Source organism: Mycolicibacterium lacusdiani, from assembly GCF_021916785.1.
GTDB classification, from domain to species: domain Bacteria; phylum Actinomycetota; class Actinomycetes; order Mycobacteriales; family Mycobacteriaceae; genus Mycobacterium; species Mycobacterium lacusdiani.
Genome location: NZ_JAKCFC010000005.1, coordinates 84262 through 102509 on the forward strand (window position 1 = coordinate 84262; position 18248 = coordinate 102509).

An 18248-nucleotide genomic window follows, 5' to 3' on the forward strand; every position below is an offset into this window, starting at 1 on the left:
TGTGACATGACCGACATCGACAAGGCCAAGCTGGTTTCCGACACCAACGCACTCGAAGAGTTCAACCGCAACGTCGTCGAGGAATTCCGCGCCAATGGCGGCAAGGTCGGCGGGCCGTTCGCGGGAGGCCAGATCCTGCTGCTGCACACCGTTGGCGCCAAGTCCGGTGCTGCGCGACTGTCACCGCTGGCCTACCTGACCATCGACGGCAAGATGGTGATCATCGGGTCCTACGCGGGTGCGCCGAAGGACCCCGCGTGGGTGCACAACCTGCGTGCGAATCCGCGAGCACGCATCGAGGTGGGTACCGAATCCGGTGAGATCACGGCCTACGACGTCGTTGCGCGTGAATTCCCCGACGACGAGCGCGACGCGGCCTACCCGAAGGTGATCGAGCAGGCCCCGGTGTTCGCCGACTACCAGGCGAACACCACGCGTCGCATCCCGTTGTTCGAACTCGTCCGCGACTAGTCGTTGCGCTGAAACTGCACTGAGGGCTGCGATCCGGCGAGGATCACAGCCCTCAGTGCAGTCTCGACGACTAGTGCAGTCGTTAGTTGTCGTCGCCGGGCGTCCCGGGCTGACCCTGGGGTCCGGCGTTCTCGCCGGGCAGATTGTCGCCGGTCGGCGCCGTGGCACTGCCGTTCACCGGCGGAGGAGCCGCCGAGATGCCGCCGCTGACAGTCTGGCTGGGGCCGCTCGAGCCCCCGTCATCCGCCGAACCGCTGCCCGATGCGCCACCCGTCGGGGAGGGTGCTGTGCCCGCTGGGTCCTGGCTGTCGAGGCCGGGGGAGCCGGACGTGGTGGGAGGCGGAACGGCTGACGGCGTGGTGGCCGGCATCGTGCTCACCGAGGTGCCGGTGTCACTCGGCTGCTCGGTCTCGCCGTCGCTGCTGCAGCCGACGAGGAAGCCTGCGGCCGCGATCGCCGCCACGCCCGAGACGAACATCGAGTGGTGGAGTTTCTTCATCCGGTTGCGATAACCCGTTGGCACATGGGCGAACCGCGATCACCGGCCGCGTCACGAAGGCGTCATGCGGGTGGGGGCCAAGTCAGCCGAGCCGCTCGATGATCGTCGCGTTGGCCATGCCGCCGCCCTCGCACATCGTCTGCAACCCGTAGCGGGCGCCCCGCTGCTCGAGCGCGTTGACGAGCGTGGTCATGATCCGCGCACCGCTCGCGCCCAACGGGTGACCGATCGCGATCGCGCCGCCGTTGACGTTGGTCTTCGCCAAGTCGGCTCCGGTATCCTTCGCCCACGCCAGCACCACGGGCGCGAACGCCTCGTTGACCTCGAACAGGTCGATGTCCGCCAGGCTCAGTCCCGAACGGGCGAGCACCTTCTCGGTTGCCGGGATGACGCCGGTCAGCATGTACAGCGGGTCGGAGCCGACCACCGTCATGGTGTGGATGCGGGCCAGCGGTGTCAGCCCGAGCTTGCGCGCCCTGGCGGCGCTGGTGATCATCACCGCGGCGCTGCCGTCCGACAGCGGCGACGAGTTGCCGGGCGTGATGTTCCAGCCGATCTGCGGGAACCTCGCGCCGACTGCCTCGCTGAAGAACGCGGGCCGCAGGCCTGCCAGCGTCTCGACGGTGGTGCCGGGACGAATGATCTCGTCGGTCGAGAGCCCGGCGATCGGCGCCAACTCCTTGTCGAACGAACCGTCCTTCGTTGCGCGAGCGGCCTTTTCGTGGCTACCGGCGGAGAACTCGTCCAGCTCGGCGCGAGACAGGCCCCACTTCGCGGCGATCAGCTCGGCGCTGATGCCCTGGGGGACCAGCCCGTCGGGGTAGCGGGCCGCCATGCCCGCACCGAACGGGTCGCTGCCGGGTAGGACGCTCGACCCCATGGGTACGCGCGACATCGACTCGACGCCCGCGGCGATCACGATGTCGTAGGACCCGGAGATCACGCCCTGCGCGGCGAAGTGGATCGCCTGCTGGCTGCTGCCGCACTGGCGGTCGACGGTGGTGCCGGGGACCGTCTCGGGGAACCCCGCGCCCAGCAGGGCGTTGCGGGCGATGTTGACGGACTGGTCGCCCACCTGGGTCACCGCGCCTGCGATGACGTCGTCGACCAGGGCCGGATCCACCCCGGTGCGTTCGACGATTTCGCGCAGGCTGTGCGCCAGCAAGTCGACGGGCAGCACGTCGTGCAGTGCGCCGTTGGCCTTGCCCTTGCCGACCGGTGTGCGCACCGCGCCGACGATGACGGCGTCACGATCTGAAAACGACCCGCTCATGGTGTCCTCCTGAACTCATCGCTGGGTATCCTCGTATGTACCCAGAGATATACCACCTGGGTATAGTTGGAACAACTCAGATGGGGAGTTCATTCCGTGAACCTGTTGCAGGGACCTCTCGCCGACCGCGATGCGTGGTCCGCCGTCGGCCGCTGCCCGATCGAGAAGACCATGGCGCTGGTGGGTACCAAGTCGGCCATGCTGGTGATGCGCGAGGCGTACTACGGCACCACGCGCTTCGACGACTTCGCCCGGCGCGTGGGCGTGACCAAGGCTGCGATGTCCGCGCGGCTCGCTGAACTCGTCGAGGTGGGTCTGCTCGAGAAGCGGCCCTACCGCGAACCCGGCCAGCGCAGCCGCGACGAGTACGTGCTGACCGACGCGGGCACCGACTTCATGCCGGTCGTGTGGGCGATGTTCGAGTGGGGCCGCAAGCACGTCGACGACGACACTCCGCTGCGGCTCACCCACCTCGAGTGCGGATCCGATGCGACGGTCGAGATCCGTTGCGCCAAGGGGCATCTGGTGTCGCCGGACGAACTGGGCGTACGGCTCGACCGGCGCGCGTCGGCCTGACGCGCGCCGGCGGCGAACCGGGTCAGGCCAGTTGCTTGCGGAACTCCCTGGCCTGGGTCATCAGCTCCTCGACACGTGACCGCTGGGCGCGGTTCTCGAAGACGCCGTCTTCCTTGAAGTAGGTCCCCACGATGGCGCCGTCGGCGAGGTCGAGCTGGGTCGCGACGTTCTCGGCGCGCACGCCGGTGTTGACGAACACCGGTACCGAACCGGCTGCCTCCTTCACCACCCGCACGGCCTGCGAATCCGTAGGCGCGCCCGCCGTCGCGCCGGACACGCAGATCGCGTCGGGCAGGGTGGCGAACACCGTCGTACGGGTGATCGACGCCAGATCGCGCGCGGCCAGGTAGGTGGCGGACTCGGGCACGATGTTGAAGAACAGCTTGACGTGGCTGCCGCCGACGCGGGCGCGGTGCCGCGCGGTCTCGCCGACGTTGGTGTTCCACAGGCCGAAGTCACTGGCGTACACCCCGGTGAAGATCTCCCGGACGAAGCTCGCTCCGGTGGCCACGGCGAGGTCGATCGATGCCCGGCCGTCCCACAGCACGTTGACGCCGAACGGAACGGCGATCTCGGGCAACAACTCTCCGATGATGCGCGCCATCGTGATCGCCGTGATCGGCTCGGTCTTCGTGAGGTAGGGCAGGCTGAACTCGTTCGAGATCATCACGCCGTCGACGCCGCCGGACTGCAGCGCGTCGAGTTCCTCGCGGGCGCGCGCGACGACCGCGGCGATGCCCGCGGCGCTGTCGTAGCCGGGATCACCGGGTAGCGCCGCCAGGTGCAGCATGGCGATGACGGGTTTGCGGACGATGAAGACCTCGTCGAGCCAGGTCGTGGTCAAGGTCGTGCCTTTCGTTGCAGGTGTGAGCGATGAGTCGTGGAGGCTTGCTTGGGCTAGTCCATGAAGGCGCCACCGTTGACGGCCAGCGCCTCGCCAGTGATGAAGCGCGAGTCGGGGGAGAGCAGGAAGGCGACCGCGGTGGCCACGTCCTCGGGCTGCTCGAGGCGGCGCAGCGGAGTGTCGTCGAGCATCATCTTTCGCACGCCGTCGACCGTCGTGCCGCGCAGCTGCGCCTCCCACTCCAATTCCCTTGACTGCATGGGGGTCTCGACGTAACCCGGACAGACGCAATTGACCCGGATGTCGTGCTCACCGAGTTCATATGCCATCGCCTGGGTGAGGCCCACGACGCCGAACTTCGACGCCACGTAGTCGCTGAGGAACGGCACGCGCCCCTGCTTGCCCGCCATCGATGCGGTGTTCACGATGGCGCCGCCGGTGCCGGTGCGCAGCATGGCCCGAGCCGCGGCCTGGCCACATACGAAGACGCCCTTGAGGTTGACGTCCATGGTCTGATCGAAGCGTTCGACCGGCGCGTCGAGGAAGCGGTGCATGAACGAGATGCCCGCGTTGCTCACCCAGGCGTCCAGGCCGATCCGGTCGGCGGTCGCGAATGCCAGCGCCGTGGCGTCCGACGGTGACCTCACGTCGAGGGAGGCCGACTCGTGCGGAGCGCCGTCCACGGCGGGAAGATCCGCTGCGACGGCACCCGCGGCGTCGGCGTCGACGTCGGTCACCACGACGCTCCATCCGCGTTCGGCAAGGGTGCGTGAGATCGCCCGTCCGATACCGGATCCCGCGCCGGTCACTACCACTGTCCTGGTCATCTCTGAGGTTGTTTCCCATCCTTGGTGTCGCCGACGAGTCGTCGGCCGGTCTCTGCGTCGAAGACGTGTGCTGCACCCGGGCGCACCGAGAGGGCGACCGATGCGCCCTCGGCGATTCCCGACATGCGTTGTGTCTCGACCACACTGGTCAGGTTCGAGCCGCCCCCGGCTATCGTCACGATGGCCCTCGGACCCAGTAGCTCGACGAGCGTCACCCGGGCATCGGCGTCCGCGTCCGGGGTGACCAGCAGGTCGTCGGGCCGCACGCCCAACGTGACCCGGCCCGGCGCACCCGCGCCGTCGAGCGCCAGCCGTAGCCCACTCGGCGCGGTGAAGGCTCCGTCGGCGATCTCGCCGTCGACGAGGTTCATCTTCGGGCTGCCGACGAAGGACGCCACGAAGCTGTCGACCGGTGACCCGTACACCTCCAGCGGCGTACCGACCTGGGCGGCGCGGCCGTCGCGCATCACCACCATGCGGTCGGACAGCGTCATCGCCTCCTCCTGGTCGTGCGTGACGTAGAGCGAGGTGATGCCGAGCCTGCGCTGGATCTGCAGCAGTTCGGTCCTGGTCTCCACGCGCAGCTTGGCGTCGAGGTTGCTCAGGGGCTCGTCGAACAAGAACACCGAGGGTTGCCGGATGATCGCGCGGCCGATCGCGACGCGCTGTTGCTGACCTCCGCTGAGGTCCTTCGGCTTTCGCGCCATGAGATTGCCCAGGCCCAGGGATTCGCCGACCTCGTCGGCACGCGCGAGCGCCTCGGCGCGGGGGGTCTTCGACGCCCGCAGCGGGAACGCGATGTTCTCCCGGACGGTCAGGTGCGGGTAGAGCGCGTAGTTCTGGAACACCATCGCGACGTCGCGCTCCCGCGGCTGCAGGTGGGTGACGTCACGCCCGTCGATGGTGATGGATCCCGACGTCACCGACTCGAGGCCGGCCAGCATGCGCAGTGACGTCGACTTGCCACATCCCGACGGACCGACCAGAACGGTGAACGACCCGTCGGGCAGCTCCAGGTTCAGGTCGTCCACCACGGAGGTCGAGCCGTAGGACTTCGTCACGCCCGAGAAGTGAACCGTTGCCATGTAATGCCTTTCAGAACTTCACCGCGCCGCCGCTGATGCCCTGCACCAACTTGCGCTGGATGAAGAAGCTCGCGATGACGACGGGTATGACGGCGATCAGGATCGCGGCGCTCATCGACCCGATCTGTACGCCGCGGAACGTGTTGAAGCCGGCGATCGCGACCGGCAGGATCGCTGCCTCGCCGGGGGCCAGGATGAGCCCGTAGAACAGGTCGTTCCACGACAGCGTGAAACCGAAGATCGCCGCGGCGCCGATGCCGGGCAACACCTGCGGCAGGACCACCAGCCGGAAGGCTTGCCACCGGGTGAATCCGTCGACCTGCGCCTGCTCTTCCAGCGAGCGGGGGACCGCCTCGAAGAAGCCGATCAGGAACCAGGTCACTACGGGCAGAACGAAACTGAGGTGCGCGAAGATCACCGGAACGAGGGTGTCGTTGAGCCGCAACGCGTACGCCATGCTCAGGAAGGGGAACACCAGCACCGCCGGCGGCAGCACCTGGGCGGCCAGCATCCCGAACCGCGTGGCGGTGCCGCCTGCGCGATAGCGGGCGATCGCGTAGGCGCCGAGGCTGCCGACCACGACGCTGATGCCGACGGTGGTCAGCCCGACGATCGCGCTGCGGCCCGCGGCGGCGAGGATGTCCGACGACAGCACCGTGCGCCACGCCTCGAACGTCGGCGTGAACCGCAGCAGGAACGGCTCGTTGAGCTGTTGCGGTGACTTCACGCTGGCCAGTGCCACCCACGCCAGCGGGAACAGCACCGTGATCCCGGCAGCCCACAGCAGCGCCACCCGGCACACCGTCAGCACCGGGGAATCCTTGATCGACGACGTCACGATTGCTCCCCTCGCCGGGTGCGCTCCAGCCGGCGGAACGCGACCACGATGATCGTCAGCACCACGACGAGCACGACGAAGGCCATCGAGGACGCCGAGCCGAGCCGGAAGAACTGAATTCCCGTCTGATACACGAAGTACTGCAGCGTCTCGGTCTCGGTGCCCGGCCCACCGCGAGTGGTGGCGAAGACGTACTCGAACACCTTCATGGCGTCGAGGCTCCGCAGCAGGATCGCCACCACGAGCACCGGTGCCAGCAGCGGCAACGTCACGCGGCGCAGCACGTACCACCCGCGCGCACCGTCGACCCGCGCCGCCTCCAACGGTTCCGAGGGGATGGACTGCAGCCCGGCGAGCAGCAACAGCACCATGAACGGCGTCCACTGCCACACGTCCATGAACGCGAGCGTGAAAAGTGCGCGGCCTGGACCGAAGAAGTCGTAGTCGATCCCGATGGCCCGCAACATGTGTGGGATCGCGCCGAGCTGATCGTTGAGCAAGAACCGGAAGATCAGCCCGACCGCGATCGGCGTGATGAACATCGGCGCCAGCAGCATCGAACGCGTGACGTCGCGCGCCCAACGCTGCTTGTGCAGGGCAAGCGCCAACGCGAGCCCGATCACCAATTCCAGGCCCACCGCCACGCCCACGAACGTGGCCGTGGTGCCGAACGAATGCCAGAACGAGGCGTCGCCGAACGTCGCGACGTAGTTCCCGGCGCCGACGATCGACGGCGTGCCACGGTCGGTCAGCTTGTAGTCGGTGACGCTCAGATAGAACGCATACAGGAGCGGGAACCCGACCACCCCGAGGAACAGCGCGATCAGTGGCGCGACCATGCCGTGCTTGAAGGTCATGAACTTCATCGACGCACTACTCCTCTCCTCGGGGTGGCCGGTGTTCTACTTAGCCCTGGATCTTCTCGGCGGCGGCCTGCGCGGCGGCCAGGGCGTCGTCGACGCTCTTGGTGCCCGCGACGGCCTCGTTGAGTTCGGTGCCGACGGCCTGGATCATCTCCTCGCCGCTCGGTCCCTGGCTCAGCGGCGACGCGTCGGCCAGGAGCTGCTCGACGGTGCGGTAGTAGTCGGCGCCGAAGCGTCCGCCCAGAACTGCCGGATCCTTCAGGGTGCTCTGCCGGATCGCGGCGCCGCCCTTCTCGGTGCGTGCGACGTCGTGCTGCTTGGAGGTCAGCCAGGACGTGAACGCCCATGCCGCGTCGGAGGATCCGGAGTTGGCGGGGATGGCCCAGCTCCACGACCCCAGCACCTGCTTGCCGCCGGGGATGGGCGCCAGCTTGAACTTCCCGGCCGAGGGGCCCGAACCCGGCTCGTTGAGCGCGGGCAGCTGCCAGTTGTAGTTGATCATCGCCGCGGCCTGGCCGGCGGCCACCGAACGCTGTGCCTCGTCCATGCTCCAGTTCAGGCTGTTGGGCGGGGCGGCCGTCTCGTACGTGTCGATGTAGGCCTCGAGCGCACGCTTGGCCTCGGGGGTGTTCAGCGTGACCTTGCCCTCGTCGTCGTAGATAGAGCCGCCGGCGGCGAACAGCCAGTTACCCCACTCCTCGAAGATCTTGTAGCCGCGCTGCGGCTGCATCGCCAGGCCTGCCCGGTCACCGACCTTGAGCGCCTTGGACGTGCTGACCAATTGGTCGAGCGTCGTCGGCACCTGCTGGTTGGCCTGCGCGAGATCCTCGGAGTCGTAGACGTATCCGAGCGCGTAGTTGTAGAACGGCACCGCGTAGCGCACGCCGTCGACGGTGGTGATGTCGGTCAGCGACGGGAAGAAGTCCGCAGCGTCGTAGTCCGTGGTGCTGTCGATCCGGGAGTCCAGCGGCTGCAGGAACTTCGCGTCGGCGAAGTCGACCATCCACGGGTTGTCGACGACGATCAGGTCGTACGTCGCCTCGGGCGACTGGAAGGACGACACCAGCTTGTCGCGCATCTGGTCGTAGGTCAGCGTCTCGACGTCGATCGCGACGTTGGGGTACTCGGCGTTGAAGTCACCCACCATCGACTTGACGATGTCCGTGTCGGGGACGTTCTCCATCAGGATGCGGACGGTGCCCGACGCGTCCTTGCCGACGTCGCCGGTTCCGGTGGCCTCTGCCTGTTCCGGTCCTCCGCTGCCTGCACAGGCGCTGAGCGTCAGCGAGACGGCGGCGAGCACGGCGACGGTCGCCGACCCGAGGGACGGCCGCCTCCGCCGAGGTGTCGTGGATTTCGTGAACTTCACTGCGGCACTTCCCTTCATTCCTTGGTGTGGATCATGCGGTGTGTCAATCGTTGGTGCGTCAGGGCGTTCGTCGTGCCAGGGCGTGCGAGACGGGCGTGACCGCCGCGCCGAGGTCGAGCCAGGTCCGGTACGCGTCGTCGTAGATCGCCCGGCGGGACTCATCGGGCACCACCGGCGGATCGAGGGCGACGAAGCGGGCGGCATCGGACCAGTCGTCGAGCGCGCCGATCCCGATGGCGGCGATCACCGCGGCGCCCAGCGACGCGCCGGGGTGCCCACGGACGGGACGCAACTCGAGGCCGAGCACGTCGGCGTGGATCTGCTTCCACAGCACGGACTTCGACCCGCCGTTGGTGATCATGACCCGCGTCGGTGCGATGCCGATGTCGGTGAAGACATCGACGTGGTGGCGGAACCCGAAGGCGATGGCCTCGAGCACCGACCGGTACACGTCGGCCCTGCCGTGCCCGAGATGCAGCCCGGCGAACACTCCGCGCAGATCGGGATCGTGCAGCGGACTCTTCTCGCCGAGGAAGTAGGGCAGGCACAACACCTCGGCGGGAGCCGCGCGCATCGCCTCGTCGTCCAGCGTGGTCAGTTCTGGGCCGCCGATCAGCGCCTGGAACCACCGGATCAGGCTGCCGCTGGTGGCCATGCAGCCGTTGGGCAACCAGTGGTCCGGTACGGGGTGGGCGTCGAGGTAGAGCCGCTCGTCGACGACCTTCGTGTCACTGGCGACCAGGATGTCGCCCGCGCCGCCGAGCTTGACCAGCGCGTCACCTGGCCGGTTCACCCCGGCGGCGAAGGCCGACAGGACGTGGTCGGCGCCCCCGACGACGAGAGCGGTACCGGGGCGCAGGCCGGTGAGTTCGGCTGCGGTCGCGCTGAGTTCGCCCACCTGGGTGCCGGGCCGGTACACGGGCGGCAACGTCGCGACGTCGAGTCCGGAGGCCGCCACCACCCGTCGGGCGACCTCGCCGTCGATGGTGAACAGGCCGGACTCCAGCGCCCAGTTCTGTTCGACGTGCGCGTCGGCGCCGAGTGCCATCAGCACCCAGTCGTAGGAGCCCACGTAGTGCGCCGTGCGCCCGTAGACGTCGGCTTCGTGCTCGCGCAGCCACATCGTCGTCGGCGCGACCGACTGTTGCGTCAGCGCCGAACCGGTCAATGCGACCAGGTCGACGTCCGTCAGTGCCTCGGCCAGCAGGCGCACCTCGTCGGTGGCCCTGGCGTCGTTCTGAAGGATGGCCCGGCGCAACGCGTTTCCGTGGGCGTCGACCGGGATCACCGCGGGCACCATGCCGGATACCGCGACGGCGCCCACCGCGTCGGAGCCGACACCGCTGACCCGCAGGACCTCGCGGATGGTGTCGACGACGTTGGCGTGCCACTGCGCGGTGTCGGCCTCGGCGCCACCGGGTACGGGGGAGTGCAGGGTCGACTCCCGGCCGGCTTGGGCGACGATGCCGGCCGATGGGTCGAAGAGCACCGTCTTGGTGCCGGTGGTACCGATGTCGATGCCGATCGTGTGCGTGCTCACCGCGAGCCGGCCCCGCGCGAGCGGCAAGACGGCGAATCCGCTTCGTGGCTCGCCACGGTCACGACCTCGACCCCGAGCGAGCGCGCCGCCACCAGCGCCGGATGGTCACTCGGGCCGTCGGTGATGATCACGTCGACCTCCGCGAGCGCCGCGATGCTCACGAACGTCACCCGGCCGAGCTTGCTCTTGTCCGCCGCGACGACGACCCGGTCGGCGCGTCGGCTGGCCGCGCGCTTCACCCGGCTCTCGGACTGGTGGTAGTCGGAGATCCCGCGATCGCCGTCGATGCCCGCGACACCCATGACGAACGTGTCGCAGTTGTAGTTGCCGAGAGTGTCCTCGGCCGCGGGCCCGATCAGGCTCAGCTCGCCGGGGCGCAGTTCGCCGCCGGTCAGCACGACGGTCGTGTCGGCCTCGTCGACCAGTTCCAGGGCCGCCAGCAGGCTCGGCGTCACGATCGTCAGGCCCAGTCCGCGGCCGCGCAGCGAGCGGGCGACGGCCAGGGCAGTGCTGCCGGAGTCCAGGATCAACGTCTCGGCGGGTCCGATCAGGTCGGCCACGGCGTCGGCGATGTGGCGCTTCTCCTCCGCGGCGTTGGCGACGCGGGTGGCGAAGGAGGGCTCGGAGTCCTTGCGGGACAGCGCGATCGCACCGCCCACCACGCGACGGACCAGTCCGAGCATCTCGAGGGACTCGACGTCGCGGCGGATCGTCATCTCCGACACGTCGAACTCAGCGGCGAGTTCGGCGAAGCCGACCTCGCGATCGGTGCGCACGCGTTGCGCAATGCGATCCCGCCGGGACTTGGCATCCACCGTCGACCTTCACCGGCCCTTCCAGCACTTGGATGTGTTTGAAATTCACATATTGGTCGCGAAACATGTTCAAAACATGCACTTCGCGGTGCGATGGATGTGAATCTATAACAGGTCGGTGTGCAATGCCCACACTTCCGCGACGATTTCTCCGAATTCGTGCTCGGTGCGGGTGGCACGCCCACCGGGATACGGCCCGGGATGATCGCGGGCACGTCGCTACCCGGGTCGAGATCGGGTAGGCGACACACCGAACGGTTTGCCGATGGCGGCGCCCAACACCGCTTCGCCTCGATACCGTGCGAGCGTGCTGCACTTGCGCGTCATCGCACCCGAGGACCTCCGTGACGACGTCATCGGGATCCTCCGCGGCGAGGTCGGGGTTGCGAACCTCCTGCTGCACCCGGGGGTGGCGATCGAACCCGAGGGTGACGAGATCACCGCCGACATCGCGCGCGAGTGCGCCAACGACGTAATCAAGCGTCTCAAGGACCTCGACGTGCAGCATCGCGGCGCGATCACGCTGGAAGTCCTGGACACCGTCCTGTCGACCCGCGCGCACCACGCCGAGAAGGAGGCGGACGGCGACCCGGCCGACGCCGTGATCTGGGACGAGCTGATCGGCCGCACCCGGGAGGAGGCGACGCTGAGCGTCACCTTCGTACTGTTCCTCACGCTCGCGTGCTTGCTGACGGCCATCGGCGTGGTCACCGACTCCACCGTCACGGTCGTGGGTGCAATGATCCTCGGCCCGGAGTTCGGTCCACTGGCGGCACTGTCGGTCGCGCTGGTGCAGCGCAGGGCCAACCTCGCCCGGAGGGCCGCCGCCGCGCTGATCGTTGGATTTCCCATCGCGATGGGGATCACCGCGCTGACCACCATGGCGGCCGAGGCCGTCGGCTGGCTGAGCCCCGACAGCGTCGAGCACGTGCAGGAGGTCGACTTCATCTTCCAGGTCGGCCCGTTGTCGTTCGTCGTCGCACTGCTCGCGGGCGCGGCGGGCATGCTGTCACTCGTCTCGTCGAGGTCCGCGGGCCTGGTCGGGGTGTTCATCTCCGTATACACCATCACCGCAGCCGGTTTCGCGGTCGTCGCCGCCACCGTCGGACAGTGGGACGTCGCGGCGAAGTCCGCTCTGCAGCTCGTGGTCAACCTCGTCGGCATCGTGGTGGCCGGTGTCCTGGTGCTGATGCTGCGCCCGAGCGGCCGGTTGGTTCACCACGAGATGCGCAAGTAGCGGCCGGGTGCGTACGGTTCTGCGTTGATGGTGCTTCGAGCCGGCGGCCTCCCAGAGCCGATGTCGACGATCGGCGGTGCGGGTGCGTCCGCCGCCGACGTCGTCGGCGCGTACCAGACCGCCATCGCGCAGCGGGCGCTGTTCGACGTCCGCGACGGTGCGGACTACGACGAGTTCGTCGACGAGACCGGTGGCGTCCGACCCGCCTGGCGGGAACTCGCCGAGTGCGTGTCCGACCGCGGCCACGGAGGTCTGGAACGGCTGCGGACCACGGTGCGCGGCCTCGTCGACGACTACGGGATCACCTACGTCCAGGCCGACCGATACGGGTCGGTGATCGGCGCCGCGGGCGGCGACGGCGTGGCGGCGACGCCCGGGCCCTGGTACCTCGACGGTCTCCCGATGGTCGTGTCGGCGGCGGACTGGGCCGTCCTCGAAGCCGGTCTGGTGCAGCGGTCGAGGCTCCTCGACGCCGTGCTGACCGACCTGTACGGCGACCGCAAGTCGATCACCAGCGGCGTGCTGCCTGCGCAACTGCTGTTCGCACATCCCGGGTACGTCCGCGCGGCGCGCGGCATCGAGGTGCCAGGACGCCACCAGCTGTTCCTGCACGGGTGCGACGTCAGCCGCAGCGGATCGGGTGAGTTCGTGGTCAACGCGGACTGGACGCAGGCGCCCTCGGGTGCCGGCTATGCACTGGCAGACCGACGCGTCGTCGCCAATGCCGTCCCCGACCTCTACGAGAGCATCGGCCCGCGCCCGACGTCACCATGGGCGCAGGCGCTGCGGCTCGCGCTCGTCGACGCGGCGCCGGAATCGGCGGCGGAACCGGTCGTCGTGGTGCTGAGCCCAGGCATCTACTCCGAGACCGCGTTCGATCAGGCCTACCTGGCGGGCGTTCTGGGCTTTCCGCTGGTGGAGAGCGCTGACCTGGTGGTGCGCGACGGCAAGCTGTGGATGCGCTCGCTGGGCACGCTCAAGCGGGTCGACGTCGTGTTGCGCCGCGTCGACGCCGAGTTCGTCGATCCGTTGGATCTGCGCGCCGATTCACGCCTCGGCGTCGTCGGTCTCGTCGAGGTGCTCCGCCGCGGCGCGGTGACGGTCGTCAACACACTGGGCAGCGGCATCTTGGAAAGCGCAGGAGTGCAACGCTTCCTGCCCGAACTCGGGCAACTGCTCCTTGGTGAGACCCCCGCACTGCGGTCGGCACAGGCGTACTGGGGTGGCATCGACGTCGAACGCTCGTATCTGCTCTCGCATCTGGGTTCTTTGATGATCAGACCCGTCGACGGGACCGCGCCGATCGTCGGACCCGAGCTGTCCAAAGCCGAACTCGACCGCCTCGGCGCGCGAATCTCGGCCACGCCGTGGCAGTGGGTGGGGCAGGAACTACCCGAATTCGCCACGGCCCCCACCGATCAGCGACGCGGCGGACTGTCCGCGGGCAAGGTGGGGATGCGGCTGTTCTCCGTCGCGCAACGCAGCGGTTATGCGCCGATGGTCGGCGGTCTCGGCTACCTCGTGGCGCCTGGCAGCGCCGCCCACCGATTGAATACCGTTGCGGCCAAGGATGTCTGGGTTCGCACCCCGACCCGGGGCACCGCCGAGCGGACGCCGTCACCGGTCGTCGACCTGCCCGTCCTGACGCCGAGCGCCACCCGCGCGGTCAGCTCACCGCGCATGCTGGCGGACCTGTTCTGGCTCGGCCGGTATGCCGAACGCGCCGAGAGCATGGCGCGCCTGCTCACCGTCACCCGCGAGCGCTATCACGAATTCCGCTACCGCCGCGAGATGGCGGGCAGTGAATGCGTTCCGGTGCTGCTGACCTCGCTCGGCGACATCACTGGGACCGATACCGGCGCCGACGGCGACCACGCCGAGATGGTCGCCACGACACCGACCACGCTGTGGTCGCTGACCGCGGACCGGCATCGCCCCGGGTCGCTCGCGCAGTCGATCGACCGTCTCGCCCAGGCGTCCCGGGCGGTGCGCGACCAGTTGTCCAACGACACGTGGATGGTGCTCGCCGCCGTGGAACGTGCCGTGCTGCAACCGACGGCGCTGCCACCCGACTCCCAGACCGAGGGCGAGACGTACCTCGCGACGGCACACAGCCAGACGCTGGTGGGCATGCTCGCGCTGTCGGGCGTGGCGGCCGAGTCGATGATTCAGGACGTCGGCTGGACCGTGATGGACATCGGCAAGCGCATCGAACGGGGATCCTGGCTGACGGCGTTGCTCGGTGCGACGCTCACCACGGTGCGCGGGCCGGGCGCGGAGCAGACGATCACCGAGTCGACGCTGGTGGCTTGCGAGTCGTCGGTCAGTTACCGGCGGCGGACGCTCGGGAAGGTCAGCGTGGCCGCAGTGGCGGACCTGCTGCTGTTCGACGACGGGAATCCCCGGTCGCTGGTCTACCAGTTGGAGCGAATCCGGGCCGATCTCAAGGCACTTCCGTCCTCGTCGGGGTCGACGCGTCCGGAACGGTCCATCGATGACGTCATCGCCCGGCTGCGCCGAACGGACCCCGCCGACCTGGAGAACGTCACACCCGACGGTCGGCGCGCCGACTTCGCCGAACTGCTCGACGCCCTGCACTCCGACCTGCGCGACCTGTCGCGCGTCATCACCGCGACGCACCTGTCGGTGCCGGGGGAGATGCAACCGCTGTGGGGACCCGCCGAGCGCCGGGTGATGCCATGACCCCCCGCGAACCGGCATCGCCGGGCGGGAGGCTCTACGAGATCACCCACCGGACCACCTACCGCTACTCCGACGACGTGACGAGTTCCTACGGCCGAGGCTTCCTCACGCCGAGGAATTCCGACACGCAGCGCTGCCTCTCGCACGAGTTGGTCGTCGATCCCGAGGCCGCCGACCGTTCGACGAGCCGCGACGGCTACGGCAACGTCAGCTCGTACTTCCACGTCACCGAGCGGCACCGCACGCTGTCGGTGACCAGCCACTCCGTGGTGGCGGTCGACCCGCCACCGGCGGAGTCCTACGGGGCCGGCTCGGCACTGGCGCCGTGGGAGATCGCCCGGCCCGTCGGGGCGGACGGCGCGCTGGCCACCGAGTTCACCCTCGATCTGCGGCCTCCGGAGGTCACCGAGGCACTACGTGCCTACGCGGCACCGACTTTCGTGGCCGGGCGGCCACTGATCGACGTGCTGACCGAACTGAACGCCCGAATCAACGCCGACTTCACCTACCGGTCCGGATCCACCACGGTGTCGACCCAGGTGGCGGAGGTTTTGGTGGCCAGGGAAGGGGTATGTCAGGACTTCGCTCGGCTGGCGATCGCCTGCCTGAGAGCCAACGGTCTCGCCGCCAGCTACGTATCTGGATACCTGGCAACCGATCCGCCTCCTGGAAGGGAACGCATGGTGGGTGTCGATGCGACACACGCGTGGGCCGCGGTGTGGACGCCGCAGAACCAGTGGCTGGGGCTGGATCCCACCAACGACACGATGGTCGACGAACGGTACGTGGTCGTGGGCTTCGGTCGCGACTACGCCGACGTGCCACCGCTGCGCGGGATCATCTACACCGACTCCGAGAGCAGCGTGATCGACGTCTCGGTCGACGTGGCGCCGCTGCAGGGTGGCCTGCTCCGTGCGTGACTTCATCTGTCCCAACTGCGGTCAGCGGCTGGCGTTCGAGAACTCGGTGTGCCTGTCCTGCAAGAGCAAGCTCGGCTTCTCACTCGACGACATGGCCTTCCTGGTCATCGCCGAGGGGTCCGAGAGCGAACACGGCGGTGCCGTGGACGCCAGCGAATACCAGCTGTGCGCGAATCTCCATCTGGCCAAGTGCAACTGGCTGGTCGAGGTGGCGCCCGTGCGCAAGCTGTGCACGTCGTGTGCGCTGACCAGGACGCGTCCCCGGGACGGGGACAAGGTGGCGCTGGCCTCCTTCGCCGCAGCGGAGAAGGCCAAGCGCCGGTTGATCGTCGAGCTGGTGGACCTGAAGCTGCCCATCGTCGGCCGCGACGACGATCCCCACTTCGGCCTGGCCTTCGACCTGCTGTCCAGCGCCGACGAGAAGGTGTTCACCGGTCATGCGAACGGCGTCATCACCCTCGATCTGGCCGAGGGCGACGACGTGCACCGCCAGCAACTCCGCATCGCGATGGACGAGCCGTATCGCACACTGCTCGGCCACTTCCGGCACGAGATCGGGCATTACTACTATTACCGGCTCGTCGGTACAGCCCCCGAGTACCAGCAACGGGCACGGGAGCTGTTCGGCGACGCCGACGCCGACTATCAGGCCGCGCTCGACCGGCACTACAGCCAGGGCGCGCCCGCGGGGTGGAACAAGGACTTCGTCTCGTCCTACGCCACCATGCACCCCGCCGAGGACTGGGCCGAGACGTTCGCTCACTACCTCCACATCCGCGACACCCTCGACACCGCAGCGGCGTTCAGCTTCGCACCCGCGGCTGCCACCTTCGACCGGCGCAACCTCGGGCCCAGCGGCTTCGACGCCATCATCGAGATGTGGCTCCCGCTGTCCTGGGCGCTCAACATGGTGAACCGCTCGATGGGACACGACGACCTGTATCCGTTCGTCCTACCGCCTGCGGTGCTGGAGAAGATGCGCTTCATCCACACCGTGATCGACGAAGTGACCTCGGACCCCGCCAAGCTGGCCGCAGCGGCGGGCGGCTAGCGGTCGGGCATCCGGGCGGCTAGCGCGCGGCGTGTCCTTTGACCTTCGACAGTCCCGTGCAGCAGCATTCGGCATCATGAGTTCCACCCGTGGCGCCCGCATCGGCGTCAGCCTCGTCCTCGGCGCAGCCGCTCTCACGCTCGCCGCGTGCGGTGAGTCCACCATCGAGTCCGGGCCGACCGCGCAGTTCGTCTCGGACCTCGTCTCCGAGCAGACGCAGTTCACGCCCGAGGACGTGACGTGTCCCGACGGCATCGAGGCGCAGGTCGGCGTCGAGTTCGAGTGCGCATTCACGGGCCCCGAGGGCACCCGCTATCTCGCACACCTGAAGGTCGTCGAGGTGAACGGCAAGGACGCGACATTCGATCTCCAGGAACTCGAGCCGACCGGCTGAAGACGCCGTCACGCCACGGTCGAGTCACGGTGCGTGGCGGTGCCGCAATCGGCGGGCATACCTTCCTAGGATCGCTCGGGTGAACGATCGATACGGCTCCGACGTGCTCGCCAGCGACCCACATTCGCGCAGGCGGCCGAAGTCCACCGAACGCGTGGCCGAGATCGGCCTGGTGGTCGAGGACGCACAGAGCGGCTACGTCGGCGCGATCGTCGGCGTCGAGTACGGCGCGATCAAACTCGAGGACCGGCACGGCAGGCGCAAGTCCTTCCCGCTCGGCCCGGGATATCTGCTCGAGGGCAAGCCGGTGATCCTCAACCCGCCGCCGCGACGGCCCGCACCCAAGGCGCCGACGCGCACGGCGTCGGGCTCGGTGGCGGTCGCGAACGTGCGCGCCCGCACCGCGCTCGCCAGCCGGATCTACGTCGAAGGGCGTCACGACGCCGAACTCGTCGAACAGGTGTGGGGCGACGACCTGCGCATCGAGGGCGTGGTCGTCGAATACCTCGGTGGCGTCGACGATCTGGCGGCGATCGTCGCGGAGTTCCGCCCCGGGCCGGGCCGGCGACTCGGCGTGCTCGTCGATCACCTGGTGCGGGGATCGAAGGAGGCCCGCATCGCAGCCGACGTGGCGCGTGGACCCGGGGGAGCGCACACCCTCGTGGTCGGGCACCCGTTCATCGACATCTGGCAGGCCGTCAAACCCGCCCGGATCGGGAAGACCGCGTGGCCGGTGATCCCGCGCGGCACCGAGTGGAAGCACGGGGTCTGCGACGCGTTCGGCTGGCCGCACCGGGATCAGGCCGACATCGCCAGGGCCTGGCAACGCGTCCGCGGGAGCGTGCACGACTGGACCGATCTGGAACCAGAGCTGATCGGCCGCGTCGAGGAACTGATCGACTTCGTCACGCAGCCCGCCGACTGACCGGCGTGGTAAGCAGAA

General features: G+C 68.6%; 18 protein-coding genes. 8 read left to right on the top strand and 10 right to left on the bottom strand.

Annotation, left to right across the window (positions count from 1 at the left end; all coding sequences use genetic code 11):
* The first annotated feature begins 6 nt into the window (after positions 1-6).
* The gene (locus LOK44_RS16930; RefSeq protein ID WP_237571268.1) at positions 7-471 is read left to right on the top strand and encodes a nitroreductase family deazaflavin-dependent oxidoreductase; all 465 of its coding nucleotides are present in this window, start codon (positions 7-9) and stop codon (positions 469-471) included.
* Between the two features lie 82 nt (positions 472-553).
* On the opposite strand, the gene LOK44_RS16935 is transcribed toward LOK44_RS16930, so the two are convergent.
* Positions 554-970, bottom strand: coding sequence for a RodZ family helix-turn-helix domain-containing protein (locus tag LOK44_RS16935; RefSeq protein ID WP_237571269.1), 417 nt, complete (start codon positions 968-970; stop codon positions 554-556).
* 82 nt (positions 971-1052) lie between these two features.
* Positions 1053-2243 carry a thiolase family protein gene (locus tag LOK44_RS16940; protein WP_237571270.1) on the bottom strand — a complete coding sequence of 397 codons (1191 nt, stop codon included), beginning with the start codon at positions 2241-2243 and terminating at the stop codon, positions 1053-1055.
* A 96-nt stretch (positions 2244-2339) separates the two neighbouring features.
* On the opposite strand from LOK44_RS16940, the gene LOK44_RS16945 reads away from it, so the two are divergent.
* On the top strand, positions 2340-2819 hold the full coding sequence (locus LOK44_RS16945) for a winged helix-turn-helix transcriptional regulator (RefSeq protein WP_237571271.1): 480 nt from the start codon (positions 2340-2342) through the stop codon (positions 2817-2819).
* Positions 2820-2841: 22 nt separating this feature from the next.
* On the opposite strand, the gene LOK44_RS16950 is transcribed toward LOK44_RS16945, so the two are convergent.
* The 8 genes from LOK44_RS16950 to LOK44_RS16985 are packed head-to-tail and all read right to left on the bottom strand — an operon-like array spanning position 2842 to position 11000.
* On the bottom strand, positions 2842-3663 hold the full coding sequence (locus tag LOK44_RS16950; protein WP_283817851.1) for a BtpA/SgcQ family protein: 822 nt from the start codon (positions 3661-3663) through the stop codon (positions 2842-2844).
* A 53-nt stretch (positions 3664-3716) separates the two neighbouring features.
* Positions 3717-4490 (bottom strand): SDR family NAD(P)-dependent oxidoreductase, encoded by a 774-nt coding sequence (locus LOK44_RS16955; protein ID WP_237571272.1) that lies wholly within the window; start codon positions 4488-4490, stop codon positions 3717-3719.
* Complete coding sequence (locus LOK44_RS16960; RefSeq protein WP_237571273.1) at positions 4487-5575, bottom strand: ABC transporter ATP-binding protein; 1089 nt, start codon at positions 5573-5575, stop codon at positions 4487-4489. Before LOK44_RS16960 ends, LOK44_RS16955 begins: the two co-directional genes overlap by 4 nt.
* A gap of 10 nt (positions 5576-5585) precedes the next feature.
* Positions 5586-6386: a carbohydrate ABC transporter permease gene (locus LOK44_RS16965; protein ID WP_372481266.1), complete on the bottom strand. Its 801-nt coding sequence runs from the start codon at positions 6384-6386 to the stop codon at positions 5586-5588.
* A 23-nt stretch (positions 6387-6409) separates the two neighbouring features.
* Positions 6410-7270 (bottom strand): carbohydrate ABC transporter permease, encoded by an 861-nt coding sequence (locus LOK44_RS16970; protein WP_237571525.1) that lies wholly within the window; start codon positions 7268-7270, stop codon positions 6410-6412.
* Between the two features lie 49 nt (positions 7271-7319).
* Positions 7320-8645: an ABC transporter substrate-binding protein gene (locus tag LOK44_RS16975; protein ID WP_237571274.1), complete on the bottom strand. Its 1326-nt coding sequence runs from the start codon at positions 8643-8645 to the stop codon at positions 7320-7322.
* 58 nt (positions 8646-8703) lie between these two features.
* Complete coding sequence (locus tag LOK44_RS16980; protein WP_237571275.1) at positions 8704-10185, bottom strand: FGGY-family carbohydrate kinase; 1482 nt, start codon at positions 10183-10185, stop codon at positions 8704-8706.
* Positions 10182-11000, bottom strand: coding sequence for a DeoR/GlpR family DNA-binding transcription regulator (locus LOK44_RS16985; protein ID WP_237571276.1), 819 nt, complete (start codon positions 10998-11000; stop codon positions 10182-10184). Before LOK44_RS16985 ends, LOK44_RS16980 begins: the two co-directional genes overlap by 4 nt.
* A gap of 307 nt (positions 11001-11307) precedes the next feature.
* Here LOK44_RS16985 and LOK44_RS16990 point away from each other — a divergent pair, with 307 nt between their 5' ends.
* The 6 genes from LOK44_RS16990 (at position 11308) to LOK44_RS17015 (ending at position 18230) form a co-directional block, all read left to right on the top strand.
* The gene (locus LOK44_RS16990; protein ID WP_237571277.1) at positions 11308-12237 is read left to right on the top strand and encodes a DUF389 domain-containing protein; all 930 of its coding nucleotides are present in this window, start codon (positions 11308-11310) and stop codon (positions 12235-12237) included.
* A gap of 27 nt (positions 12238-12264) precedes the next feature.
* The gene (locus LOK44_RS16995; RefSeq protein ID WP_372481259.1) at positions 12265-14940 is read left to right on the top strand and encodes a circularly permuted type 2 ATP-grasp protein; all 2676 of its coding nucleotides are present in this window, start codon (positions 12265-12267) and stop codon (positions 14938-14940) included.
* On the top strand, positions 14937-15860 hold the full coding sequence (locus LOK44_RS17000; RefSeq protein ID WP_237571278.1) for a transglutaminase family protein: 924 nt from the start codon (positions 14937-14939) through the stop codon (positions 15858-15860). Before LOK44_RS16995 ends, LOK44_RS17000 begins: the two co-directional genes overlap by 4 nt.
* Positions 15853-16911, top strand: coding sequence for a zinc-binding metallopeptidase family protein (locus LOK44_RS17005; RefSeq protein ID WP_237571279.1), 1059 nt, complete (start codon positions 15853-15855; stop codon positions 16909-16911). Before LOK44_RS17000 ends, LOK44_RS17005 begins: the two co-directional genes overlap by 8 nt.
* A 76-nt stretch (positions 16912-16987) precedes the next feature.
* Entirely contained in the window at positions 16988-17305 is a 318-nt protein-coding gene (locus tag LOK44_RS17010) for a DUF4333 domain-containing protein (RefSeq protein ID WP_237571280.1), read from the top strand.
* A gap of 79 nt (positions 17306-17384) precedes the next feature.
* Complete coding sequence (locus LOK44_RS17015; RefSeq protein ID WP_237571281.1) at positions 17385-18230, top strand: DUF3097 domain-containing protein; 846 nt, start codon at positions 17385-17387, stop codon at positions 18228-18230.
* Positions 18231-18248: the final 18 nt, after the last annotated feature.